The 22563-nt window shown below is 72.0% G+C and carries 24 protein-coding genes; 7 read left to right on the top strand and 17 right to left on the bottom strand.

What is annotated here, in order from left to right; genetic code table 11:
• Positions 1-168: 168 nt before the first annotated feature.
• The 8 genes from FV227_RS29070 to FV227_RS15425 form a co-directional block, all read right to left on the bottom strand.
• Positions 169-324, bottom strand: a complete 156-nt coding sequence (locus FV227_RS29070; protein WP_187274828.1) for a hypothetical protein — start codon at positions 322-324, stop codon at positions 169-171.
• Between the two features lie 129 nt (positions 325-453).
• Positions 454-774 (bottom strand): hypothetical protein, encoded by a 321-nt coding sequence (locus tag FV227_RS15450; protein WP_147859387.1) that lies wholly within the window; start codon positions 772-774, stop codon positions 454-456.
• Positions 771-917 carry a hypothetical protein gene (locus FV227_RS29065; RefSeq protein WP_187274827.1) on the bottom strand — a complete coding sequence of 49 codons (147 nt, stop codon included), beginning with the start codon at positions 915-917 and terminating at the stop codon, positions 771-773. The genes FV227_RS15450 and FV227_RS29065 overlap by 4 nt, the downstream gene beginning before the upstream one ends.
• A 203-nt stretch (positions 918-1120) precedes the next feature.
• A complete protein-coding gene (locus tag FV227_RS15445; RefSeq protein WP_147727417.1) occupies positions 1121-1558 on the bottom strand; it encodes an EamA family transporter in 438 nt (145 codons plus the stop codon).
• Between the two features lie 13 nt (positions 1559-1571).
• Positions 1572-1940 carry a fluoride efflux transporter CrcB gene (gene crcB / locus FV227_RS15440; RefSeq protein ID WP_147727415.1) on the bottom strand — a complete coding sequence of 123 codons (369 nt, stop codon included), beginning with the start codon at positions 1938-1940 and terminating at the stop codon, positions 1572-1574.
• Positions 1941-2150: 210 nt separating this feature from the next.
• Positions 2151-4406, bottom strand: a complete 2256-nt coding sequence (locus FV227_RS15435) for a xanthine dehydrogenase family protein molybdopterin-binding subunit (protein WP_147727414.1) — start codon at positions 4404-4406, stop codon at positions 2151-2153.
• Positions 4407-4413: 7 nt separating this feature from the next.
• Positions 4414-5427, bottom strand: coding sequence for a xanthine dehydrogenase family protein subunit M (locus FV227_RS15430; protein ID WP_147727413.1), 1014 nt, complete (start codon positions 5425-5427; stop codon positions 4414-4416).
• Complete coding sequence (locus FV227_RS15425) at positions 5424-5951, bottom strand: (2Fe-2S)-binding protein (RefSeq protein ID WP_147727412.1); 528 nt, start codon at positions 5949-5951, stop codon at positions 5424-5426. The genes FV227_RS15430 and FV227_RS15425 overlap by 4 nt, the downstream gene beginning before the upstream one ends.
• A 270-nt stretch (positions 5952-6221) precedes the next feature.
• Between FV227_RS15425 and FV227_RS15420 the strand changes: the two genes are divergently transcribed.
• Positions 6222-7607: a M20/M25/M40 family metallo-hydrolase gene (locus FV227_RS15420; protein WP_147727411.1), complete on the top strand. Its 1386-nt coding sequence runs from the start codon at positions 6222-6224 to the stop codon at positions 7605-7607.
• Between the two features lie 27 nt (positions 7608-7634).
• On the opposite strand, the gene FV227_RS15415 is transcribed toward FV227_RS15420, so the two are convergent.
• Positions 7635-8336: a ParA family protein gene (locus FV227_RS15415; protein ID WP_147859386.1), complete on the bottom strand. Its 702-nt coding sequence runs from the start codon at positions 8334-8336 to the stop codon at positions 7635-7637.
• 347 nt (positions 8337-8683) lie between these two features.
• Here FV227_RS15415 and FV227_RS15410 point away from each other — a divergent pair, with 347 nt between their 5' ends.
• A complete protein-coding gene (locus tag FV227_RS15410; RefSeq protein ID WP_147859385.1) occupies positions 8684-9667 on the top strand; it encodes an SMP-30/gluconolactonase/LRE family protein in 984 nt (327 codons plus the stop codon).
• A 13-nt stretch (positions 9668-9680) separates the two neighbouring features.
• Positions 9681-10871 carry an L-dopachrome tautomerase-related protein gene (locus FV227_RS15405; RefSeq protein ID WP_147859384.1) on the top strand — a complete coding sequence of 397 codons (1191 nt, stop codon included), beginning with the start codon at positions 9681-9683 and terminating at the stop codon, positions 10869-10871.
• Here FV227_RS15405 and FV227_RS15400 read toward each other — a convergent pair.
• Complete coding sequence (locus FV227_RS15400) at positions 10865-11272, bottom strand: DoxX family protein (protein ID WP_147859383.1); 408 nt, start codon at positions 11270-11272, stop codon at positions 10865-10867. The genes FV227_RS15405 and FV227_RS15400 overlap by 7 nt on opposite strands.
• 765 nt (positions 11273-12037) lie before the next feature.
• Between FV227_RS15400 and FV227_RS15395 the strand changes: the two genes are divergently transcribed.
• Complete coding sequence (locus FV227_RS15395; protein ID WP_147728623.1) at positions 12038-12598, top strand: NAD(P)H-dependent oxidoreductase; 561 nt, start codon at positions 12038-12040, stop codon at positions 12596-12598.
• Between the two features lie 17 nt (positions 12599-12615).
• On the opposite strand, the gene FV227_RS15390 is transcribed toward FV227_RS15395, so the two are convergent.
• Positions 12616-13182: a glutathione peroxidase gene (locus FV227_RS15390; RefSeq protein ID WP_147728620.1), complete on the bottom strand. Its 567-nt coding sequence runs from the start codon at positions 13180-13182 to the stop codon at positions 12616-12618.
• A gap of 216 nt (positions 13183-13398) precedes the next feature.
• On the opposite strand from FV227_RS15390, the gene FV227_RS30450 reads away from it, so the two are divergent.
• On the top strand, positions 13399-14028 hold the full coding sequence (locus FV227_RS30450) for a PRC-barrel domain-containing protein (protein ID WP_313899222.1): 630 nt from the start codon (positions 13399-13401) through the stop codon (positions 14026-14028).
• 42 nt (positions 14029-14070) lie between these two features.
• Here FV227_RS30450 and FV227_RS15375 read toward each other — a convergent pair whose 3' ends face one another.
• The 3 genes from FV227_RS15375 to FV227_RS15365 all read right to left on the bottom strand — a co-directional run bounded on the left by FV227_RS15375 (position 14071) and on the right by FV227_RS15365 (position 17347).
• On the bottom strand, positions 14071-14931 hold the full coding sequence (locus FV227_RS15375) for an AprI/Inh family metalloprotease inhibitor (RefSeq protein WP_147859382.1): 861 nt from the start codon (positions 14929-14931) through the stop codon (positions 14071-14073).
• Positions 14928-15881 carry a 2-hydroxyacid dehydrogenase gene (locus FV227_RS15370; protein ID WP_147859388.1) on the bottom strand — a complete coding sequence of 318 codons (954 nt, stop codon included), beginning with the start codon at positions 15879-15881 and terminating at the stop codon, positions 14928-14930. Before FV227_RS15370 ends, FV227_RS15375 begins: the two co-directional genes overlap by 4 nt.
• A gap of 125 nt (positions 15882-16006) precedes the next feature.
• On the bottom strand, positions 16007-17347 hold the full coding sequence (locus FV227_RS15365) for a PLP-dependent aminotransferase family protein (protein ID WP_147859381.1): 1341 nt from the start codon (positions 17345-17347) through the stop codon (positions 16007-16009).
• 115 nt (positions 17348-17462) lie between these two features.
• On the opposite strand from FV227_RS15365, the gene FV227_RS15360 reads away from it, so the two are divergent.
• Entirely contained in the window at positions 17463-17672 is a 210-nt protein-coding gene (locus FV227_RS15360) for a DUF1127 domain-containing protein (protein ID WP_147728449.1), read from the top strand.
• Positions 17673-17828: 156 nt separating this feature from the next.
• A complete protein-coding gene (gene leuC / locus FV227_RS15355) occupies positions 17829-19241 on the top strand; it encodes a 3-isopropylmalate dehydratase large subunit (RefSeq protein ID WP_147728450.1) in 1413 nt (470 codons plus the stop codon).
• A 64-nt stretch (positions 19242-19305) separates the two neighbouring features.
• Here leuC and FV227_RS15350 read toward each other — a convergent pair whose 3' ends face one another.
• From FV227_RS15350 to FV227_RS15340, 3 genes are all read right to left on the bottom strand, one after another.
• Positions 19306-19962 (bottom strand): glutathione S-transferase family protein, encoded by a 657-nt coding sequence (locus FV227_RS15350; protein ID WP_147728451.1) that lies wholly within the window; start codon positions 19960-19962, stop codon positions 19306-19308.
• Between the two features lie 129 nt (positions 19963-20091).
• The gene (locus FV227_RS15345; protein ID WP_147859380.1) at positions 20092-20562 is read right to left on the bottom strand and encodes a cytochrome c-type biogenesis protein; all 471 of its coding nucleotides are present in this window, start codon (positions 20560-20562) and stop codon (positions 20092-20094) included.
• A complete protein-coding gene (locus tag FV227_RS15340) occupies positions 20559-22562 on the bottom strand; it encodes a heme lyase CcmF/NrfE family subunit (RefSeq protein ID WP_147729139.1) in 2004 nt (667 codons plus the stop codon). Before FV227_RS15340 ends, FV227_RS15345 begins: the two co-directional genes overlap by 4 nt.
• Position 22563: the final 1 nt, after the last annotated feature.

Raw genomic sequence — 22563 nt, 5'->3', positions numbered from 1 at the left:
TCGGTGACACCGCCGCGTAGTCGCAGGCCGATCAGGGCTGTCCCGGCTGATAGCGCAAGGCTGCGCGATGGTCTCCCTTGAATCCGGCATGTCCATGCCGTCCCGGACGCATGACCACGTCTGTCCCACGTCTTCGTCGTGTCACGCAGGAGCCGCGACGCAGCCGGATCAGCGGGCGTTCTGCGGGACGTCGACCGTGAGCATCGGCAGCGTGATCGTGCCGGCGGGCGCGGGCGGGCTCGCGAGCAGCGCGAAGGCGGCGACGCTCAGGGCGAAGCCGAAGGCCAGCAGCGACGTTTCGAGGCCGTGGTAGAATGCGTCCATCGCCCGAGCTCCGACCTCGCGTCAGGGGGCGATGATCGCGCGGGTGGGTTAAGCGAACCGTAACGTCCGCCCGCCCGGCTTCCCCGGGGGAAGGCCGGCGGGCGCCGTGCGCCGGGGCGGGTCGGGCCGTCAGGCGCTGCCGGCGGCCTCCATCCGGGCGAGGTCCGGCGCACGCGGCTGAAGCAAGGCGGCGGCGAGATGCGCTTCCAGCACGATCAGGTCGGTGTCCGGGTCGGGCACCCAGCCGCAGGTGCAGGTCGTGCCGGCGCCGTGCGCCGCGGCGATCTGGCCGTAGAGCACGCCGATGGTGCGCGACGCGGCTTCGAGGGCGGCCATCACCGACAGGCCCTGACCATCGAGGGCGTGCCAGAACGCCCGCGTCAGCGCCTGCTCGACCGCCGCCTGCCCGCGGGACTCGTCGCAGCGGCACCGATTCGATTCGGCGATCATCGGCGGCCTCCGAGGCGGCGCCCCCGCTTCGGCTGCGGGCTCGCCGCGACGTGGTCGATCAGGTCCGGCAGGCGGTGCAGGCGCAGGCCGAGACATGAGCCGTCCCACCACGCCACCGTCACGCAGGCATCGATCAGGTCCATCACCCGTCCCATTCCGGCCTCCAGCGCTCGGCGGGCACGCCACCTTGAAAGCAAGGCGGAAGTACATCGCCGGAGAACGCTCTAGCAGGGATGGAAATCGACAATCAAGCGACGTCGACAATATTGGAAACGTTGTAATTTCAATCTTCGTCGGGCGATATCGAAGTTTATAGTTGAAACGATTCCATGGTACGCCGCAGCCGTCATGCACCGATCGCGACCAGGACGGCGCCGGCGGCGATCAGCGCCACGCCGAGCCAGTTGGTCGGGCTCAGCGTCTCGCCGAGCAGGACCACGCCGAAGATCGCCACCAGCACGACGCTGAGCTTGTCGATCGGCGCGACGCGGGCGGCATCGCCCAGGGACAGGGCGCGGAAGTAGCAGAGCCACGAGGCGCCGGTGGCGAGCCCCGACAGGACGAGGAAGACCGCGCTCCGCCCCGGGATCCGCGCGAGGTCGGCCGCCTGGCCGGTGACGGCCACGATCGCCGCCGTGAGGCCGAGGATCACCACCGTGCGGACGAGGGTGGCGACGTCCGACGGCACGCCGGCGACGCCGACCTTGGCCAGGATCGCGGTGAGCGCGGCGAAGGCCGCCGAGAGCAGCGCCCAGAAGCGCCAGGACTGCATCAAGGCTAACATCACGCCGGGCCCGTCACAGGATCGCGCGCATCAGCAGCAGCCCGGCGAACAGGCCGGCGAGGCCGAGCACGACCGAGCCGACGATGTAGATCGCCGCCGCGCCGGCCTGGCCGCGCTCCAGCAGCATCACGGCCTCAAGCGAATAGGACGAGAAGGTGGTGAAGCCGCCGAGCACGCCGGTGGCGATGAACAGCCGCAGCGGCTGCCCGCCGCCCCGCAGGGCGAACCAGCCGGTGAACAGGCCCATCAGCACCGAGCCGACGATGTTGATCGCCATGGTGCCGTAGGGAAAGCCCGACCCGAGCCGCAGGGACGCGGTGCTGACGCCGTAGCGCGCCACGCCGCCGATCCCGGCACCGACGAAGACGAGGAAGAGGTTCATGACGACCGCACGGCCCGAGGATTCGGAGCGGGCGCCGTAGCACATTCGGGACCGCGGCGACGGCCCGCATCCGGGCCGCCGGCTTCGGACGGGCGCCCGGGGCCCGTCGCGATCTCCTCGCAGGCGAACGGCCTCGGCCGCGGCGGGTGCCGCGGCCGAGGCCGTCTCGACCGGACCGTCGCCGAGCGGACGTCGCTCGGGCCGGGTCCGCTAGCCCAGGATCTTGTCGACCGTGATCGGAAGGTTGCGGATGCGCTTGCCGGTGGCGTGGAACACGGCGTTGGCCACCGCCGCCGCGGTGCCGACGATGCCGATCTCGCCGAGCCCCTTCACGCCGAGCGGGTTCGCCTTGTCCTCCTCGTCGACGAAGATCACGTCGATGTCGTGGATGTCGGCGTTCACCGGCACGTGATACTCGCCGAGATTGTGGTTCATGAAGCGGCCGATGCGGTCGTCCATCATCGACTCCTCCTCCAGCGCCGAGCCGATGCCCATCACCACGCCGCCGAGGATCTGGCTGCGCGCGGTCTTGGGATTCAGCACCTTTCCGGCCGCGATCGCCGAGACGACGCGGGTGACGCGGACCTGGCCCAGCTCCTCGTCCACCTTCACCTCCACGAAGATCGCCGAGTGGGTGTAGGCCTCGTACTTGGCGTTGAAGTCCTTGTCGGGGGCGGCGTTGGCCGTGGCCTCGACCTTGTCGACGCCGGAAGCCCGCAGCACGTCGACCAGAGCGACGCTGCGCGCGGGGTCGCCCGCCACCGCGATGCACCCGTCGGCGAAGGCGACGCGCTCGAAGTCGACGTTGGCCAGCGGCGAATCCTCCATCTGCCGGGCGAGCTTGAACACCTGCTCGCCGACGTCGCGGCAGGCCTTCATCACGGCGGTGCCGGACGAGGCCGCGGTCCAGGAGCCGCCCGCCACCGGCGCCTCGGGCAGCGCGGTGTCGCCGAGCTTCGTCGTCACGTCCTCCATCGTCAGGCCGAGGGTGTCGGCGGCGATCTGGGTGAGGATCGTGTAGGTGCCGGTGCCGATGTCGCCGGTCGAGTTGCCGACCTCGAGCTTGCCGTCGGGGGTGAGGATGGCGCGGGCGCTCGTCTGCATCATCATCGATTCCCAGACGCCCGACGCCATGCCCCAGCCGACGAGCTCGCGGCCCTCGCGCATCGAGCGCGGCTCCGGGTTGCGCCGGTCCCAGCCGAAGCGCGCGGCGCCCTCCGAGAAGCAGCTCTTCAGCGCCTTCGAGCCGAAGGGCTTGTTCTCGGCGGTGGCGTCGGCCTCGGTGAAGTTCTTCAGGCGGAGCTGGATCGGGTCGAGGCCGCTCGCGTAGGCAAGCTCGTCCATCGCGGTCTCGATCGCGAAGACGCCGGTGACGGCGCCGGGCGCGCGCATGTCGCCGGGTGTGTAGGTGTCAAGCTTGGCGATCTTGTAGGTCAAGAGGACGTTGTCGCAGCGGTACATCACGCCCGACCAGTTCACGACCACCTCCTGGTAGTCCTCGAAGGTCGAGGTCGCGCCGACCGCGTCGTGGCGCAGCGCCAGGAGCGTGCCGTCGCGCTCGGCCCCGAGGCTGATGGTCTGCAGCGCCTCCGGCCGGTAGGTGATGCTCCACATCTGGTCGCGGGTCAGCACCACGCGCACCGAGCGCTCGAGGTCGCGCGCGGCCAGCATCGCCAGGAAGAGCTGGTATTGCGGGCGCAGGCCCGAGCCGAAGCCGCCGCCGAGATAGGGGTTGAGCACCCGCAGGTCGTCCTTGGCGATACCGAACACCTTCGCGAGGTAGGCATGGCTGTTCGAGACGCCCTGGACCTTGTCGTAGACCGTGTACTTGCCGTCGCCCTCGAAGATCACCGTCGAGGCGTGGGGCTCCATCGGGTTGTGATGCTCGGTGGCGAGGCGATACTCCTGCTTGAGCTGGATCGCCGAGGCGTCGAACGCCGCATCCGCGTCGCCCCAGGGCTTGGGCGGCGGCTTGATGCCGTTGCGCCGCATCGGCGGCTCGTAGGCGAAGGCGTTGGCGGCTTCGAGATCCGTCAGCGGCTCCTCGACCTCGTAGTCGACCGCCACCAGCGCCGCGGCGTGGCGGGCCGTCTCGAAATCCTCGGCCAGCACCAGGGCGATCGGCTGGCCGCTGTAGTGGATCTTGTCGTCGTACAGGGCGCGGAAGGGCGAGCCGGGGGGCGCGACCTGATCCTGGTAATTGTAGTCGAGCCAGGCGGTGCGGGTGCGGTTCTCGTGGGTCAGCACCTTGACGACGCCGGGCACGGCTTCGGCCTTGCCGGTGTCGATGGTCCTGATCCGGCCCTTGGCGATGCCACTCGACACCACGTAGCCGTGCAGCAGGTCGGGGGCGGCGAACTCGCCCGCGTACTTGGCGAGGCCCGTCACCTTGGCGGGGCCGTCGACGCGGCTGCGGGCGCTGCCGACGAACGTGTCCCGGCCGGTGGAGGAGAAGGTCTGGGTCATCGGGGGCTCACTGGATGCGCTTGTCGGTGATCGATTGCGGCGTGCCGGCGGCGGCCTGCTCCAGGCCGCGCACGATGGCGCGCCGCGCCAGCTCGACCTTGAAGGCGTTGCCCGCCTGCGGCTGGGCCTCGGCCACGATCAGGTCGGCCGCCGCCTGGAAGCTCTCGCGGGTGGCGGGCTTGTCCTGCAGCAGCGCCTCGGCCTCGCGGTTGCGCCAGGGCTTGTGGGCGACGCCGCCGAGCGCGAGGCGGGCGGTCCGAACCGTGTCGCCGTCGAGCTCGAGGGCGGCGGCGACCGAGACCAGCGCGAAGGCGTAGGAGAGCCGGTCGCGCAGCTTCAGGTAGGTGACGTGCTGGCCGAAATCGCGCTCGGGCAGGTCGACCGCCACGACGATCTCGCCGGGCTTCAGCGTGGTGTCCTGCTCCGGGGCGTCGCCCGGCAGGCGGTGGAACTCGGAGAAGGGAATCGCCCGGTCGCCGTCCGGCCCGCTCACCTGCACCACCGCCTCCAGCGCGGCCAGCGCCACGCACATGTCGGAAGGGTGCGTCGCGATGCAGCTCGGACTGGTGCCGAAGATCGCGTGGATGCGGGTGACGCCGCCGATCGCCTGGCAGCCGGAACCGGGCTGGCGCTTGTTGCACGGCGTGGACGTGTCGTAGAAATAATAGCAGCGGGTGCGCTGGAGCAGGTTGCCGCCGGTCGAGGCGGCGTTGCGCAGCTGCGCCGAAGCGCCGGCCAGGATCGCGTTCGACAGCAGCGGGTAGCGGGCGCGGACGCGCGCGTCGTAGGCGACGGTGGCGTTCGTCGCCAGCGCGCCGAGGCGCAGGCCGCCGTCGTGCTCGACGATCTCGCCGAGCGGCAGGCGGGTGATGTCGACGAGGCGGCCGGGCCGCTCGACGTCGTACTTCATCAGGTCGATCAGGTTGGTGCCGCCCGCGATGAAGCGGGCCCCGGGCGCGGCGGCGAAGGCCTGGACCGCCTCGGCCACGGTGTCGGCGCGGACGTAGTCGAAGCGGTTCATCGGGCTTCCCCCTGCATCACGTCCTCGATCGCGTCGACGATGTTGGTGTAGGCGCCGCAGCGGCAGATGTTGCCGCTCATCGCCTCGCGGATCTCGTCGCGCGAGTGGGCGTGGCCCTCGTTCATCAGGCCGACCGAGGAGCAGAGCTGGCCGGGCGTGCAGTAGCCGCACTGGAACGCGTCGTGCTCGATGAAGGCCTCCTGGATCGGGTGGAGCCCGTTCGAGCCGGCGCCCGCGTTGGCGATGCCGGCGAGGCCCTCGACGGTGGTGATCTCGGCCCCGTCCTTCATCACCGCCAGCGCCAGGCAGGAATTCACCCGCGTGCCGTCGACCAGCACCGTGCAGGCGCCGCACTGGCCGTGGTCGCAGCCCTTCTTGGTGCCGGTAAGGTCGAGGTGCTCGCGCAGCAGGTCGAGCAGGGTGGTCCAGGGCGCGACCTGAAGCTCGCGCGGCTGGCCGTTGATGGTGAGGCGGATGCCGATCCGGTTGTCCGCCGCGACGGGCGAGCCGCTTTCGATGAGCATGGGGCGTTCCAAGAAAAAGGGGTTTCCGCACGAACCGCGCGGGGGAGGGCGACCGACGTCGGGCACCGCCCGGTCTCGCGACGGGTCGCGGGACGTATCGCAGGACTTGCGTCCGGCCAGGCTGCGCGACGGCCGCCGTTCCTCCCGATAACGGTTCCAATCTGCGGCTGTTCCCCGGGGCGGGCGATCGCGCTGCGGGCGAAACGGTTTCCGTTTGCGCACGCCTCGGCTAACCCTGGGCCGGACAGCCGAACCGTCCCAGGAGCCCCGATGGCCGCCCTCGATTCCGTCCTCAACGACATCGACAAGGATCTCGACAACGCCCTGGAGCGCCTGTTCGCCTTCCTGCGGATCCCGTCGATCTCCACCGATCCAGCCTATGCCGGCCCGTGCCGCGAGGCGGCGGCCTGGCTCGCCGCGGACCTGACGGCGCTCGGGTTCGAGACCTCGGTGGAGGAGACCTCGCTCCATCCGGTGGTGCTGGCGCACAAGCCGAAGCCGGGGGCGCCGCACGTGCTGTTCTACGGGCACTACGACGTGCAGCCGGTCGATCCGCTGGCCTTGTGGGAGACGCCGCCGTTCGAGCCGCGGATCGCCACCGACGCCAAGGGCAACAAGACCATCGTCGCCCGCGGCGCCTCGGACGACAAGGGCCAGGTGATGACCTTCGTCGAGGCCTGCCGGGCGCATCTGGCGATGAACGCCGAGCTGCCCTGCGCGGTCACGATCCTGATCGAGGGCGCCGAGGAGAACGGCTCGCAGGGGCTGCCCGAATGGGTGGCGCAGAACAAGGACCGGCTCGGCGCCGACGTCGTGCTGGTCTGCGACACCTCCATGTGGAACCCGACGACGCCGGCGATCACCTCGTCCCTGCGCGGGCTCGCGTACTTCGAGGTCGAGGTGACCTGCGCCGACCGCGACCTGCATTCGGGCTTCTTCGGGGGCGCCGCGCGCAACCCGATCCACGTGCTGTCGCGGATCCTCGCCGACCTGCACGACGCCGACGGCCGGGTGACGCTGCCGGGCTTCTACGACGGGGTGCACGAGCGCCCGCCCGAGGTGCTGGAGCAGTGGCGCGGCCTCGACTTCACGCCCGAGAAGTTCCTCGGCCCGATCGGCCTGTCGGAGCCGGCCGGCGAGCGCGGCCGGCTGCTGATCGAGCTGGTGCAGTCCCGGCCGGCCTGCGACGTCAACGGCATCATCGGCGGCTACACCGGCGAGGGCACCAAGACGGTGATCGCCGGCAAGGCAAGCGCCAAGGTCTCGTTCCGCCTCGTGGACGACCAGGACCCGCAGAGACTCGCCGAGACCTTCGAGGCGTTCGTGCGCCAGCGCATCCCGGCCGACTGCTCGGTGAACGTGATCTGCTACAAGGGCTCGCGCGCGATCAGCCTGCCCTTCGACATGCCGGAGCTCGAGACCGCCCGCGCCGCGCTCGCCGACGAGTGGGGCGTGCCCGCGGTGACGGTGGGCGCCGGCGGCTCGATCCCGATCGTCGGCGACTTCAAGCGCCTGCTCGACCGCAACACCCTGCTTATCGGCTTCGGCCTCGACGACGACCGCATCCACTCGCCGAACGAGAAGTACGACCTGCGCAGCTTCCACAAGGGCACGCGCTCGTGGGCGCGCATCCTGTCGGCGCTCGGACGGGGCTGACCGCCGCGCGCGCGGCGGGGCACGGGGTCAGTCTGCCGGCACCGGATGCCCCATCTTCGCGTCGATCCACGCCCAGAGCGCGCGGATCTCGGCGGCGGCCTGGCCCCCCGGGGCGCGCTCGGTGACGCCGAGGCCCATGGCCAGGGCATCCTGGTGGTCGACCCGCTGGATGATGCTCGGCTCGGCGAGCACGCCGAGCGTCCGCATCTGCGCGGCATAGGCCTCCGTCCGCGGCGATGGCGGCGGCGGGCATTGGTTCAGCACGAAGGCCAGCTTCCGCCGCATCCCCAGGCCGACCAGGGCCTGCAGCGTAGGCCCGGCCGCGATGAGATCGAGGCGGGAGGGACGCACCGGCATCAAGACCAGGTCGGCGATCCGCAAGGCGTGGGCGACCCCGGCCATGGCGCCCGCGGTATCGACGACGGCGAGCGTCGCGCCGTCGTCGGCGGCTTGAACGAGGACGTCGTCGAGCTGCCCGATCTCCCAGGGCTGGATGCGGTCGACCGCGACCGAGCCCGTCGCGCGCATCGCCCCCCAGGACGCGAGAGAGCCCTGCGGATCGAGGTCGAGGGCGATCACGCGCTCGCCCGCCTCCGCCGCGGCGACGGCCAACGAGGCTGCGAGCGTCGTCTTGCCGGTGCCGCCCTTCTGCACCGCGACGGCCACGACCCGGGGCCGCAGAAAGCCGCTCCCGATCGGCGGATGCGGGTGGGATCCTTCGAGGGCCATGTGCGTCCCGCCCGTTCGATCTCGATCCATGCGCGGCGCGGTCGTGCTCCGCGGCCGTCCGCGACCTTCGCGGAGGCGAGCGGGGTGGGACCGATTCGCCACAGGAATCCATTCCGCCACCTGCCCGCAGGGAGGTGCTTATGGGAGGATAGTCGGATATGCCAGCGGTTCTCGGCCGTCGGCCATGCCGAATGCGCACGACCGCCAGCCCGAGGATCCCCACGCATTCCGAAGGTCCGCGCGGCACGCGTCGGTCCCGGATGCGGGCGCGGATCGGATCCGGGATCGCTTGCGGGCCTTGGGCGTTCACCCGGTCCCGGGTGATGGGCTCGGGTCCTTGGAATGCCATGCCGAACCTTCACAGACGCGTCGTCCTCGCGGCCGGCCTCGGCCTGCTCGCGGCCTCGACGGTGCGGGCAGCGGGCGCGGTGGTGCGGGTCGACGATCCGCGGCTCGACGCCCTGATCGATCCCGCCGCCCCGATCCGGACGCTGTTCGACGACGGGCGCTGGTGCGAGGGGCCGTGCTGGGCACCCGGGCTCGGCGGGCTGGTGTTCAGCGACACCAAGGCCAACCGCATCCGCGTGCTCGCCGACGACCGGTCGGTGAAAACCCTGTTCGACCCCTCCGAGAACGGCAACGGCAACACGCTCGACGGGCAGGGGCGGCTGATTACCTGCGAGCACCGCACCCGGCGGGTGGTGCGGCGCGAGCCGGACGGGACGAAGATCGTGCTAGCGGACGCCTTCGCCGGCAGACGCTTAAACTCGCCCAACGACGCGGTGGTCGCCGCCGACGGGGCGGTGTGGTTCACCGACCCGGTCTTCGGCATCACCCAGCCCGAGGAGGGCATCCTGGCCGAGCCCGAGCAGGGTGCGCGCCGCGTCTACCGGGTCACCGCGCCGGGCACGCCGGCGGCCAAGGTCGAGGCGATGACCGACGCCCTCGACCAGCCGAACGGCCTCGCCTTCGCACCCGACGGGCGCACCCTCTACGTCAGCGAATCCGGCGCGTCGCTCAACCCCGAGGCCGGCCGGGCCGTGATGGCGTTCTCCGTCGGCGCGGACGGCCGGCTCGGGCCGCCGCGGACCTTCGCGCCGATCGAGGCCGGCGTGCCCGACGGCCTGAAGGTTGACGGCGCCGGGCGGGTCTACGCCGCCTGCGGCGACGGCATCCGCATCTTCGCTCCCGACGGCACGCCGCTCGGCCGCATCGCCACGCCGACGCCGGCCGCGAACCTCGCCTTCGGCGGATCGGACGGGCGGCGGCTGTTCGTCGCCGCCGGCCACGCCATCCTCGCCATCGACCTGCGCGTCGCGCCTCGCGGCTGAAACGGTAAGCTCCATGCCCCTCGTCCGACGCCACCTCCTCGCCGGCGGCCTCGCCGCCCTCGCCCTGCCCGCGGCCGCGGCCGAGACGGGCTCGCCCGCGCCGGGCGGCACCGCGGTGGCGAGCCGGACCGCGCCGCGGATGGAGCTGGCGCTCGCCGCGCACGCGCCCTCGACGCCGACGGGCCTGGCGATCTCGCACGGGGGCCGCGTCTTCGTGATGATGCCGCGCTTCACCGGCAAGGAGACGGTCACCATCGGCGAGGTGCTGCCCGACGGCTCGGTGAAGCCCTATCCCGACCAAGCCACCAACACCCCCGACGCGGGCCGGCCGCAGGCGACGTTCTTCCACGTTCCGAACGGCGTCTTCGCCCCCGACGACAGCCTGTGGCTGCTCGATTCCGGCCTGCCCGAGGGCAAGGGCGCGCCGGTGCCGGGCGGGGCGAAGCTCGTCCAGATGGACCTGGCGACGAACCGCATCGTCCGCATGATCCCGCTCGAGGCCGGCATCGTGCCGACCTCGTCGCTGAACGACCTGCGCGTCGAGATCAGGCCTGGGCGCCAGCGCGCCTACATCACCGACCAGGGCCAGGGGGAGGACGGGGCGATCCTCGCCGTCGACCTCGCCACCGGCCAGGTGGCGCGGCGGCTGGCCGAGCATGCCAGCACCAAGTCGCAGAAGGGGGTGGTGAAGTTCGTCGAGGAGCGCCCGGTGATGCAGACCAAGGGCGACGGCCCGCCGCAGCACCTGAAGGGCGGCGCCAACGGCATCGCGCTTAGCCCCGACGGCAGCCGCCTGTACTACGCGCCGCTGATGGCGCGCCGGCTGTATTCGGTCGAGACGGCGGGCCTGCTCGACCCGAAGGTTTCGGATGCCGAGGTGGCCGCGACCGTGAAGGACCTCGGCGAGAAGGGGATGACCGGCGGCCTCACCACCGATTCCAAGGACCGGGTCTATCTCAGCCTGCAGGAGCAGAACGCCGTCGGGCGGCGCGACCCCGACGGGACGATCACCGTGATCGCCTCCGATCCGCGGCTGATCTGGGCGGACACGTTCTGGATCACCGCCGACCGCTGGCTCTACATCTCGGCCGCCCAGGTGAACCGCCGGCCCGAGTACAACCACGGCCGCGACCTGCAGGAGCCGCCCTACGCGATCCTGCGGGTGCGGATCGATGCCGACCCGGTCGACGGCCTCGCTCAGTAGCGGCGGCCGGCGCGGGCGGCGTCCACGCTCAAGGGGCCGGCGCCCGCGAAGACGAGGTAGAGGAACACGAAGCAGAACAGGATCGCGGCATCGCCCCCGTTCACCGCCGGAAACAGCGATTTCGGTGCGTGGACGAGGAAGTAGCCCACCGCCATCTGGCCCGACAGCAAGAACGCGACCGGCCGGGTGAACAGCCCGAGCACGATCAGCGTGCCGCCGACCAGCTCGAGCAGGCCCGCGGCACCGGCGAGCGAGAGCAGCTCGGGCGCCGGCATCGTCCGCGGCGGAAGCCCGAGCAACTTCTGCGTGCCGTGCTGCAGGAACACGAGGCCGGTCACCGCGCGCAGCAGCGACAGGGCGTAGGGCGCGTAGCCGTTCAGGCGCGGGACGAGCGAGTTCATGGGAGGACGGGTCTCCGACGCTTCGGGGAGGCACCATCGCGAGGACTTCGCCCCGCCTGTCAAGCTTTCGCATTTGCGGAACGGAACGCCGCCCGCGCGCCCGCGCCGGTTCAGGAAATACCAACCGGCGCGTGCAACGCTTCCGGCCTTGGGGCGACGCTCGGGGGAACGATGCCGCTGGTTCCGGTCTCGACGACGGCGGCGCTCGCGGTGACGATGATCGCGAAGCACGTCGCCTTCGGCGTCCCGCTACGAACCGCCCCGATGGCACGGGCCAAGGAGCGTGCGGCGGGCGGACCGGAGCCGTTCTCCGCCCGAGCGGGCAAGCTCGGCATCGCGTGGGCGGTCGCGCCGCGGCTGTGGCGGCCGGCGCTGGTCGACGTCGCGATCCTTATCGGATGTCGACCGCATCGAGGCGGTCGTCGCCCTGCGCACCGGCTCGCCCCCCCCGCGCGGTCCGGTTCCGGCGGCTGCGCGGCTTCGGCCCGAAGCACGGGCCGACCGGTCCCGGTCTCGTGGGCGCCGTCCTCAGCCTCCGATCCGGCGCTCCGCCGGATCGTCCCCCGCGCTCGAAGAACCGACGCCATGACCTCGGGTCTTCCGTCGGGGCCCCCAGGGAGCGGACGGACAGGCCCTGACACGGTGCCGGAGTCGCGGCCCGCGGTGGTTCCCAAGCGTCGCCGGACCGGTCACAACGGACCGATCGCGCCGCCGGCCTCCACGGGCCGGGGCGCTCCGGCGAGTCCCGAGGTTCCATCCGTGCCCCTGCCCCGCGTCGTCGCGTTCTCGGCGAGCATCAACCGGCCCTCGCGTACCCGCACGCTCGTCGAGGCGATCGGCGCGCAGCTCGGCCGCCATCGCCGCATCGACCTGAGCGTGATCGACCTGATCGATGCCGGGCCGGGCCTCGGCGCGCTCACGCGCGACGGCCTCCCGCCGGCGGCCGAGGCGCTGGTCGCGGCGATCGAGGGGGCCGACGCGCTGATCGTCGGGACGCCGGTCTACAAGGGCGCCTATTCCGGCCTGTTCAAGCACGTGTTCGATTTCGTCGACGCCGAGGCCCTCGTCAGCATGCCGGTGGCGCTCGCCGCCACGGGGGGCGGCCTGCGCCATGCGCTGGTGGTCGAGCACTCGCTCCGGCCGCTGTTCGGGTTCTTCTCCGCGCACATCGCGCCGACCTCGGTCTATGCCGGCGGCGACGAGATCGCGGACGGCGTCGTCGCCGACGCGACCGTGGCCGCGCGCATCGAGGCGGCAGGACGCGAGCTCGACGCGCTGCTGAAGGTGTCGCGCGGGGCCGACCGGGAGAAGGCGCCGGCGGCGTGAGCCTCAGGCCGTGACGCTCAAGCCTTGTCGAGCGCCGCGGCGATCGCGCTGATCACCCGCGGGTCGGTCGGCTCGACCTGGGTCGCGAAGGCGGCGGCCAGCGTTCCGTCGCGGGCCACGAGATACTTGTGGAAGTTCCAGCGCGGCGTCTCGCCGGGCTTCTCCAGCGCCGCCCATTGGTAGAACGGGTGGGCGCCCGGCATCTTCACCCGCGTCTTGGCGGTGAGCGGGAAGGTGACGCCGTGGTTCTTGCGGGCGGCCTCGGCGATGGCGGCGCCATCGAGGGGCTCCTGGTTGCCGAAATCGGGCGAGGGCACGCCGATCACCGTCAGCGCGCGTTCCTGGAAGCGCGTCCACAGCGTCTGCAGCCCGGTAAGCTGCCCGGCATAGCCGCACGCGGTGGCGGTGTTGACCACCAGGATCGGCCGCCCGGCATAGGCCGACAGCGGCATCGCCCCGCCCTCCGGCCCGTCGAAGGCGAAGGCGGTGGCGCGCGTCCCGGCATCGAGGGCGTGGGCGCTGCCGGCGGCGGCACTCATGGCCGCACCGAGGAGGGTGAGGGCTTCGCGGCGGAGCAGGGTCATGGGCGGGTACGGCCTCCGGAGCGGTCGCGGGCTCGGCCCACGACCAGATGGCGCACGCGGCCGCGAGGTCCAGGGCGGCCCCCTCGCGTTTTCCGGAGCCGGCGCACCATGCGGGCACGGTGGAACCTTCTGATGCGGCGGGCCTTTTGCGGGGGAGCTTCACTGTAGACCCCGGGCCGGATCGGGCTCGGGGCGACGATGGAAAGACGAGACGCGATGCGCAGCCTGATTGCCGGAACGGTCCTCCTCACCCTGGGCACGACCGTCCTGGGACCGAGCCTCGCGCTCGCGCAGACGTCGTCCCCGACCACGGCCGCGCCGGGCACCCAGGCCGTGCCGCCCGAGAAGCCAGCGACGGCCTCGCCGGATGCGCCCAAGCCCGACTCCGTCAAGCCCGACGTCGTCAAGCCCGATCCGGTGAAGCCCGACGCGTCGGCGGCGCCGATGAAGCCGGTCGAGGCGGTGCCGGGGCAGCCCGCGACCTTCACCGACAACCTGCGGCCGACCTTCGTCGCGCAGTCGCCCGACGACATGGTCAGCTCGAAGCTCGTCGGCCAGACCATCATCAACGGCGCCAACGAGACCATCGGCGAGATCGCCGACGTGGTGATCGGCTTCGACGGCAAGGTGAAGGCCTGGGTCGTCGGCGTCGGCGGCTTCCTCGGGATCGGCACCAAGTACGTCGCGGTCGACCCGAGCGCGATGCATCTGCAGCGCGTCGATGGCAAGGCGCTGCGGGCGATGATCAACACCGACAAGGACCAGCTCCGCGCGGCGCCGGAATACATCTACCTCGGCAAGGAGAAGCCGAAGGACGATGCCGGCAAGGCGGACGCTGCCAAGTAAAGGCCCGTCGCGAGCAGCGGACGAGCCCGGCGGCGGCAAGCCTCAGGGCGCGACCCGGCGGAGCACGAAGGCGACGCCGGTCTCCGGGTCGCGCCGCCAGGTTCCGTCGCCGGCGGGCACGAGGTTCACCACGTGCCCGCGCTTGGCCACCAGGGTCATGCGGCCTTCGCTCGTGCGCCACGTCGCCGGATCGAACACCTCGATCCCGCTGTCGCGGCAGCCCGGGAGGAGGCGCACCGGCGCACCCGGCCCGTCGCCGAGATCGAGGCGGCAGACGTCGCGGTTGAGCAGGCGGTCGAGCGCGTAGATCCCCGCCGGCGCCCCGGGCCCCGGGGCCGACCGCGGAGCTTGCGCCGGCACCGGATCGGGCGCGGCCTCGGGCGGCGCCGCGGCGATTGCCATCGGGTCGAGGGGGCTCGACGCACGCATCGCCGCGATCTCGAGGGGCACCAGGCTGTAGCTCTCGCCCGCCTCGGCGGTAGCGACGTAGCTGCGCTGGTCGGGCCGCTTGGCGAAGGCCAGCACCGGGCGGACGTTGCGGTCGACGAGGCGGACGACGCCGTCGGCGAAGAGCCAGCCGGCGACCGCGCCCACCACCGGCACCGACCGCCGGCACCCGGCCGGGAAGTACACCTTCTGCCCGGCCTCGCCGGATTCGGAGGCCAGCGTCATCACGCAGCGCCGGTTGGTGCCGTCGCGCGAGAGGTCCCAGGTGCCGGGCACGCCGCCGCGCCCCTCGGGCAGGGTGATCGCGAAGGGTGCGGGCGCGGCCGGAGGCTCGGATGCAGGCGAGGCCGGAGGAGCGGACGGGGCGGGAGCATCCTGCCCGGCGGCCGCGCCGACCAGCGCGAGCCAGGCCCCGGCGGCCAGCCGCAGGCAGACGGTGTTCCGGGCCGGATTCATGCCCGGGCGCCCGCTGCCGGCCAGGGCGTCTCCGCCACCGGCGTGAGCGGCCCGCGGCCCTCGAACCACGAGATCAGGTTGTCGACGACGAGTTGCCCCATGGCGGCGCGGGTCTCGTGCGTGCCCGATCCGACATGCGGCAGCAGCACCACCCGGTCGAGGGCGACGAGCCGCTCCGGCACGTGCGGTTCGGCGGCGAAGACGTCAAGGCCGGCCGCGTGGATCGTGCCGGCCTCCAGCGCCGCGACCAGCGCCGCCTCGTCCACCACGCTGCCGCGGGCGACGTTGATCAGGAGGCCCTCCGGCCCGAGGGCGGCGAGCACCGCGGCATCGACTAGGCCGTCCGTGCCGGCGCCGCCCGGCGCCACCACCATCAGCACGTGGACGGCCTGCGCCAGCCCGACCAGGGTCGGATGATAGGCGTAGGGCACGTCGCCTTGCGGGCGCCGCCCGTGATAGGCGACCGCGACGCCGAAGCCTTCGAGCCGCCTCGCGATCGCCCGCCCGATCCGCCCGAGCCCGAGGATGCCGATCCGGCGCCCGCGCAGCGACGCCGTGAGCGGGAACGGCTTCTCCGGCCAGCGCCCGGCGCGCAGATACCGGTCCGCCTGCGGGATCTGCCGCACCGTGGCGAGCAGCAGGCCGATCGCCAGGTCCGCGACCTCGTCGGTGAGCACGTCCGGCGTGTTGGTGACGACGACGCCGCGCCGCCCGGCCTCGGCCGCAGCGATGGTGTCGTAGCCGACCCCGAAATTGGCGACGATCTCCAGGTTGGGCAGCCGGTCCAGCAGCGGCCCGTCGACCACGGCCTGGGCGTTGACGGCGAGGCCGCGGATGCGCGGGCCGACCTCGGCGAGGAACGCGTCGCGGTCGGTCGCGGCGTCGAGCCGGTGCAGGTCGAAGGCGGGCGTCAACGCCTCGCCGACGCTCGCGAGCATCGGCTTCAGCATCAGGAGTTCGGGTCGAAGGCTCAAAGGTCGGCTCCTAGCGCCGTCGGGGCGTGGTTCCGGCGCGATGATGGGCGCCCCATGCGGTGGCGACAAGGCCGTACGGGCCGCGCGGCTCCGGGTCCAGGCTATCCCATCTCGTCGATCATCTGGTCGTCGCGCACGTCGACCAGGCGGCGCAGCGCCGTGAGGGCGCGGCGCAGGTCGTCGCGCGGCGGCGCGGCGAGCGCGAGCCTCACGGCGTTCGGGGCATGCCCCGGGACGATGGCGAAGGCCGAGGCCGGCGTGATGGCGATGCCCTGCCGCAGGGCCGCCGTCGCGTAGGCCTCGGCGCGCCAGGTCTCGGGCAGGTCGAGCCAGAGATGATAGGCGCAGGGGTCGCCGCCGATCGACAGGTCGCCCAGGCAATCGCGGGCCAGGTTCTGCCGCGCGACCGCGTCCGCGCGCTTGACCACGGCGAGCCGCGCGGCGGAGCCGTCGCCCATCCAGTGGGTTCCGGCGGCGAGCGGAAACCCGGTCGCGGCCCATCCGCCCTGGCGGACGGAGGCCGAGAGGCGGTCGGTCCAATCGGGCGGCGACGCAATCAGGCCGACCGTCAGCCCCGGCATGACGCGCTTCGACAGGCTGTCGATCACGATCGTCCGGCCCGGCGCCCGGGCCGCCAGCGGCACCGCATCCGAGAGGAAGCTGTAGACCGCGTCCTCGATCGCGACGAGGCCTGTCTGGGCCAGCACCGCCGCGATCTCGGACCGGCGATGCGGCCCCATGGTAAGGCCCAGGGGGTTCTGAAGGGTCGGCTGGAGGTAGAGGCCGCTCAAGGGGGCGGCACGATGCGCCTGCAGGATCGCGTCGGGCCGGATGCCCTCCGCGTCGAGGGCGAGCGGGACGAGGGCGATCCCGAGGCGGGCGGCGATGCCCTTCACCACCGGATAGGTCAGCGGCTCGCAGCCGATGCGGTCCCCGGGCCGCGCCAGCGCCGCCAGGACCGCAGCCAAGCCCTGCCGCCCGTTCCCGGTGAACAGGACGCCGTCGGGATCGGGGGCGAAATCGCCGCGTGCGAGGAAGCGGGCGGCGACGGCCCGCGCCCGGGGCGTGCCCGCCGGTCCGTACTGGTTCAGGGCCGCGCCCGTGGCGCCGGCCCGCGAGAGGGCGGCCAGCCCCTCGGTCAGCACGACGTCCTGTTCCGGCAGGTTGGAATGGGTGCGCTGGAGGTCGACCGCGCCCGGGGCCGGCTCCGGCTGCATCCGGACCGGGGCGCTCAGGTCCGAGCGGACGTAGGTGCCGCGCCCGACCTCGCCGAGGGTGAGGCCGCGCCGGGCCAGCTCGGCGTAGACGCGGCTCGCCGTCGAGACCGCGATGCCGCGCTCGTAGGCGAAGGCGCGCTGCGGCGGCAGGCGATGGCCCGGCTTGATCTGCCCGCTGGCGATCTCCGCCGCGACCGCGTCGGCGACGCTCCGGTAATCGGTCATCCGCTAAATTGATCCGAGGCCAATAAACATATTGAACCGAGATTCGTATCGGTTCAATCCTGCCCGGGCAATCCCGGCCGGATCGCTTTCCCCTCCCCGCTTCGGACCGCTGATCATGCCCGCCGCCACATCCCTACCCCAGTCGCCATCCGCCTCCGACCGCTGGCGGATCTTCGGTCTCGATCCGTCCGTGGTGCGGACCTGGATCCGGCGCCACCGGGCGCGCCGCGAGCTCGCCGGCCTGCGGGACGACCAGCTGCGCGACGCCGGCCTCGACCGCCGTGCCGTTCGCGCGGAGGCCGACAAGCCGTTCTGGCGGCCGTGACCGGAGGCGGCCGGCCGCCCCCCCTGCAGCCGATGCCGGTCAGCCATTTGCGGCGGCCGGCCGGCGAGCACTTCCGAAATCGCGTTTCGAACCTTACTAAAGACCTCCGCGCCGGCTAGAGGCCGGCCACAGACACGCCGCGAAGCGACCAGAGCCATGACGAGCCCGCGCACCCTCTACGACAAGATCTGGGACGACCACGTCGTCGACGTCGAGGCCGACGGCTCGACGCTGCTCTACATCGACCGGCACCTCGTCCACGAGGTCACGAGCCCGCAGGCCTTCGAGGGCCTGCGCGTGGCCGGCCGCACGGTGCGCGCCCCGGAGAAGACGCTGGCGGTGGTCGACCACAACGTCCAGACCTCGGACCGCTCCAAGGGCATCGAGGACCCGGAGAGCCGGATCCAGCTCGAGGCGCTGGCGCAGAACGTCCAGGATTTCGGCATCGAGTTCTACGACGCGCTCGATCGCCGCCAGGGCATCGTCCACATCATCGGCCCCGAGCAGGGCTTCACCCTGCCCGGCCAGACCATCGTCTGCGGCGACAGCCACACCTCGACGCATGGCGCGTTCGGGGCGCTGGCCCACGGCATCGGCACCTCGGAGGTCGAGCACGTGCTCGCCACGCAGACGCTGCTGCAGAAGAAGGCCAAGAACATGCGCGTCACCGTCGACGGCGCGCTGCCGGCCGGCGTCAGCGCCAAGGACATCGTGCTCGCGATCATCGGCGAGATCGGCACCGCCGGCGGCACCGGCCACGTCATCGAATATGCGGGCGAGGCGATCCGCGCGCTGTCGATGGAAGGCCGGATGACGATCTGCAACATGTCGATCGAGGGCGGCGCGCGCGCCGGCCTCGTCGCGCCCGACGCCACGACCTACGCCTATTGCGAGGGCCGGCCGATGGCGCCGAAGGGCGAGGCCTTCGCACGGGCCCGCGCCTATTGGGAGAGCCTCGTCAGCGACGAGGGCGCGCATTTCGATCGCGAGGTCCGGCTCGACGCCGCGAGCCTGCCGCCGATCGTGAGCTGGGGCACGAGCCCCGAGGACGTGATCTCGGTGCTGGGCTCGGTGCCCGATCCGGCGACGATCCTCGACGAGAACAAGCGCGCCTCGAAGGAGAAGGCGCTGTCCTACATGGGGCTGACGCCGGGCACCAAGATCACCGACATCACCCTCGACCGGGTGTTCATCGGCTCCTGCACCAACGGCCGGATCGAGGACCTGCGCATCGTCGCCAAGATGGTCGCGGGCCAGAAGGTCCACGCGGGCGTCTCGGCGATGGTGGTGCCGGGCTCCGGGCTGGTGAAGGCACAGGCCGAGGCCGAGGGGATCGACGCGGTGCTGAAGGCCGCCGGCTTCGACTGGCGCGAGCCGGGCTGCTCGATGTGCCTCGGCATGAACGCCGACCGCCTCAGCCCGAACGAGCGCTGCGCCTCGACCTCGAACCGCAACTTCGAGGGCCGCCAGGGCCATCGCGGCCGCACCCACCTCGTCTCCCCGGCCATGGCTGCGGCGGCGGCGGTGGCGGGCCGCTTCGTCGACATCCGGGCCTGGCCGAAGGGTTAGGCACTTCGGCAGGTTCGCGCGCGACCTTCCCTCCCCCTCTGCGGGGGAGGGAAGAAGCCCGTCCTCAGAACTCCATGTCGAGCTCTTCGATCTCCTCCGGCTCCTCGGCGGCGGCCTCCGCCCACTCGACCATCAGCGGCCAGTGCAGGATCGCGTCGCGGTAGGCGGTGGCGCGCGGCGGCAGGGTCACGTCGTAGGTGCGGAAGCGGGTGCAGACCGGGGCGTACATCGCGTCGGCCAGCGTCGGGCGCTCGCCGAACAGGAACGGGCCCTCGTAGCGGGCGAGGCAATCGTCGAAGATCGTGACGATGCGCTCGATGTCGCCCCTGGCGCCGTTGAACACCCGGAAGCGCGGGTGGAAGGCCTTCAGGTTCATCGGCAGGGCCGAGCGCAGGTTGATGAACCCGCCATGCATCTCGCCGCTGATCGAGCGGCAATGCGCCCGCGCGGCGGCGTCCTTCGGCAGGAAGCCGGCTTCGGGGAAGGTCTCGTTGAGGTATTGCGCGATCGCCAGCGTGTCCCACACCACGATGCCCTCGTGGTGCAGGCGGGGCACGAGGAACGAGGGCGACAGGTGGAGGAGCTCGGCGCGGGAGGTCTCGTCGCCGCCGGGCAGCACCTCGGTCTCGAAGTCGAGACCGGCCATCTTGCAGATCAGCCAGCCGCGAAGCGACCACGACGAGTAGTTCCGGCTCGAGATGGTGAGAGTCGCCGTGGCCATGCGCGTTCCCCTTCGCGGGTTCTTCTCGCGAAAGGCGGATCCAAGACTCGTGCCGTTTCGGACGCGTCGTCTCGAATCCGCCAGCGTGCATCATGGGCCGGACGTTCGGGAGACGCTACGGCGCGCGGATCACTCCCGGCGGAGCAGCGCCGCGACGTCGGCCTCCTCGGCGGCGGACAGGCCGCGCTCCGGCGCCGGCGCCTTCCGGCGCGACAGGCGCCAGATGCCGAAGCCGCCGAGCAGCACCGCGAGCAGGGGCGTCAGCCACAGCAGGACGGTGTGCAGGGCCAAGACCGGGCGCAGCAGCACGAACTCGCCGTAGCGGTTCACCACGTAATCCTCGACGCCCTGGTTGGTGTCGCCAGCCTTGAGCCGCTCGCGCACGATCAGCCGCAGATCCTTGGCCAGCGGCGCATCCGAATCGTCGATCGACTGGTTCTGGCAAACCAGGCAGCGCAGGCCCGACGAGATGTCCCGCGCGCGATGCTCGAGGGCGGGGTCCTTCAGCACCTCGTCCGGCTGCACGGCTTGGGCCGCGGTCGCCCCCCCGAGCACGAGGCCGGCGAGCAGGACGCGGCGGAGCGCGCGCGCGGGGCTCATTCGGCCGGGACCGCGTGCGGGGGAACCGGCTTGAGCTTGGCGCGAGCGGGCGCCCCGACGCGCATGCGCCGGTCGGTCAGCGACAGGCCGCCGCCGAGGGCCATCACCACAGCGCCGAGCCAGATCAGCAGCACCAGCGGCTTGTAGTACAGCCTCAGGCCGATGCTGCCGTCGGGCGCGATCTCGCCGAGGCTGGCATAGACCTGGCTCACGCCGCGGGTGAGCAGGCCAGATTCTGTCACCGTCATCTTGCGGCTCGGGTAGAAGCGCTTGCCGGTGTCGACCCGGCCGATCTCGTCGCCGGCCTTGTTGCGGATGGTGAGGAAGGCCGCGACCTCCTCGTAGTTCGGGCCGGGGCGCGGCGCGACGCGATCGAGCGTCGCGACGTAGGGGCCGGTGGCCAGCGTCTGGCCGGGCTTCAGGGTGGCGAGGCCCTCGGTGGCCCAGCCCTGCGCCGCGATGCCGAGCACCACCACGCCGACGCCGGCATGGGCGATGGCCGTGCCCCAGGCCGAGCGCGGCAGGCCGAGCGCCCGGCGCCAGACCACGCCGACCGCGCGGGTGCGGCTGCTGCCGTATCCGCGGGCCCGCGAGACGATCTCCAGGACGGAGCCGACGATGAGGTAGGCGCCCAGGCCCACGCCGACGGGCGCCATCGCCGGCCCCCCCCAGGTCCAGGCCAGGGTGCCGAGGCCGATCGCCAGGGCGAGGCCCAGCGCGGCGAACAGGCGCTGCGAGGCAGCGAGCGCATCGCCGCGCTTCCAGGCCAGGGTCTGCCCGAACGGCACGATCAGCAGCAGCGGGATCGCCAGCGGCACGAAGGTGTAGTTGAAGAACGGCGGCCCGACCGAGATCTTCTCCGCCGTCAGCATCTCGAGCAGCAACGGGTAGAGCGTGCCGACGAGCACGGTGGCGCAGGCGGCCACCAGGAACAGGTTGTTCATCACCAGCGCGCCCTCGCGCGAGATCGGTGCGAACAGGCCGCCCTGCCGCAGCATCGGGGCGCGCCACGCGAACAGCGTCAGCGAGCCGCCGATGAACAGGATCAGGATCACGAGGATGAAGATGCCGCGGGTCGGGTCGGTGGCGAAGGAATGCACCGAGGTGAGCACGCCGGAGCGCACGATGAAGGTGCCGAGTAGCGAGAGCGAGAAGGTGAGGATCGCAAGCAGGACCGTCCAGACCTTCAGCGCGTCGCGCTTCTCCATCACCACGGTCGAGTGCAGGAGCGCCGTGCCGGCGATCCACGGCATCAGCGAGGCGTTCTCGACCGGGTCCCAGAACCACCAGCCGCCCCAGCCGAGCTCGTAATAGGCCCAGTAGCTGCCCATCGCGATGCCGAGCGTCAGGAAGCTCCAGGCAGTCAGCGTCCACGGGCGCACGGCGCGGGCCCAGACGGCGTCGATGCGCCCGTCGATCAGCGCGGCGATGGCGAAGGCGAAGGTGATCGAGAAGCCGACATAGCCGACGTAGAGCAGCGGCGGATGCACCGCGAGGCCGAAATCCTGCAGCAGCGGGTTGAGGTCGTTGCCCTCCACCGGCGCCGGCACCGCCCGCGTGAACGGGTTCGAGGTGGTGATCACGAACAGCACGAAGACGAAGGTGATGAAGCCCTGCACCGCCAGGGTGTTGGCCCGCAGCACCGGCGGCACCGAGTCCCGCGCCACCGACACCATCGCGCCGAACAGGGTGAGGATCAGGATCCAGAGGAGCATCGAGCCCTCGTGGTTCCCCCAGACGCCGGAGAGCTTGTAGATGAACGGCTTCGTCGTGTGCGAGTTCTCGACCACGTTCTGGACCGAGAAGTCGGACGTGGCGTGGGCGTAGGTCAGCGCGGCGAACGCGAACAGCACGCAGGCGAAGGCGCCGAGCGCGGCCGGCGTCGCCACCTGCCGCAGGGCGGCGTCGCCCGAGCGGGCGGCCCAGATCGGCATCACCGACTGGACCAGGGAGAGCGCCAGCGCGAGCGCCAACGCGAAATGTCCGACCTCAACGATCAAG

The organism is Methylobacterium sp. WL119 (genome assembly GCF_008039875.1).
Taxonomy (GTDB): domain Bacteria; phylum Pseudomonadota; class Alphaproteobacteria; order Rhizobiales; family Beijerinckiaceae; genus Methylobacterium.
Note: the sequence above shows the minus strand (reverse complement) of the source record. Positions and strands in the feature narration are given on the sequence as shown.

Coding starts and splice junctions, on each gene's coding strand:
- FV227_RS15360 (WP_147728449.1), top strand. CDS start 17,463: ATGCCCGCCGCCACATCCCTACCCCAGTCGCCATCCGCCTCCGACCGC.
- FV227_RS15405 (WP_147859384.1), top strand. CDS start 9,681: ATGCCCCTCGTCCGACGCCACCTCCTCGCCGGCGGCCTCGCCGCCCTC.
- FV227_RS30450 (WP_313899222.1), top strand. CDS start 13,399: ATGCGCAGCCTGATTGCCGGAACGGTCCTCCTCACCCTGGGCACGACC.
- FV227_RS15425 (WP_147727412.1), bottom strand. CDS start 5,951: ATGCTCATCGAAAGCGGCTCGCCCGTCGCGGCGGACAACCGGATCGGC.
- FV227_RS15450 (WP_147859387.1), bottom strand. CDS start 774: ATGATCGCCGAATCGAATCGGTGCCGCTGCGACGAGTCCCGCGGGCAG.
- FV227_RS15445 (WP_147727417.1), bottom strand. CDS start 1,558: ATGTTAGCCTTGATGCAGTCCTGGCGCTTCTGGGCGCTGCTCTCGGCG.
- FV227_RS15400 (WP_147859383.1), bottom strand. CDS start 11,272: ATGAACTCGCTCGTCCCGCGCCTGAACGGCTACGCGCCCTACGCCCTG.
- FV227_RS15415 (WP_147859386.1), bottom strand. CDS start 8,336: ATGGCCCTCGAAGGATCCCACCCGCATCCGCCGATCGGGAGCGGCTTT.
- FV227_RS15430 (WP_147727413.1), bottom strand. CDS start 5,427: ATGAACCGCTTCGACTACGTCCGCGCCGACACCGTGGCCGAGGCGGTC.
- FV227_RS15420 (WP_147727411.1), top strand. CDS start 6,222: ATGGCCGCCCTCGATTCCGTCCTCAACGACATCGACAAGGATCTCGAC.
- crcB (WP_147727415.1), bottom strand. CDS start 1,940: ATGAACCTCTTCCTCGTCTTCGTCGGTGCCGGGATCGGCGGCGTGGCG.
- leuC (WP_147728450.1), top strand. CDS start 17,829: ATGACGAGCCCGCGCACCCTCTACGACAAGATCTGGGACGACCACGTC.
- FV227_RS29065 (WP_187274827.1), bottom strand. CDS start 917: ATGGACCTGATCGATGCCTGCGTGACGGTGGCGTGGTGGGACGGCTCA.
- FV227_RS15365 (WP_147859381.1), bottom strand. CDS start 17,347: ATGACCGATTACCGGAGCGTCGCCGACGCGGTCGCGGCGGAGATCGCC.
- FV227_RS15345 (WP_147859380.1), bottom strand. CDS start 20,562: ATGAGCCCCGCGCGCGCGCTCCGCCGCGTCCTGCTCGCCGGCCTCGTG.
- FV227_RS15410 (WP_147859385.1), top strand. CDS start 8,684: ATGCCGAACCTTCACAGACGCGTCGTCCTCGCGGCCGGCCTCGGCCTG.
- FV227_RS15370 (WP_147859388.1), bottom strand. CDS start 15,881: ATGCTGAAGCCGATGCTCGCGAGCGTCGGCGAGGCGTTGACGCCCGCC.
- FV227_RS15350 (WP_147728451.1), bottom strand. CDS start 19,962: ATGGCCACGGCGACTCTCACCATCTCGAGCCGGAACTACTCGTCGTGG.
- FV227_RS29070 (WP_187274828.1), bottom strand. CDS start 324: ATGGACGCATTCTACCACGGCCTCGAAACGTCGCTGCTGGCCTTCGGC.
- FV227_RS15390 (WP_147728620.1), bottom strand. CDS start 13,182: ATGACCCTGCTCCGCCGCGAAGCCCTCACCCTCCTCGGTGCGGCCATG.
- FV227_RS15375 (WP_147859382.1), bottom strand. CDS start 14,931: ATGAATCCGGCCCGGAACACCGTCTGCCTGCGGCTGGCCGCCGGGGCC.
- FV227_RS15435 (WP_147727414.1), bottom strand. CDS start 4,406: ATGACCCAGACCTTCTCCTCCACCGGCCGGGACACGTTCGTCGGCAGC.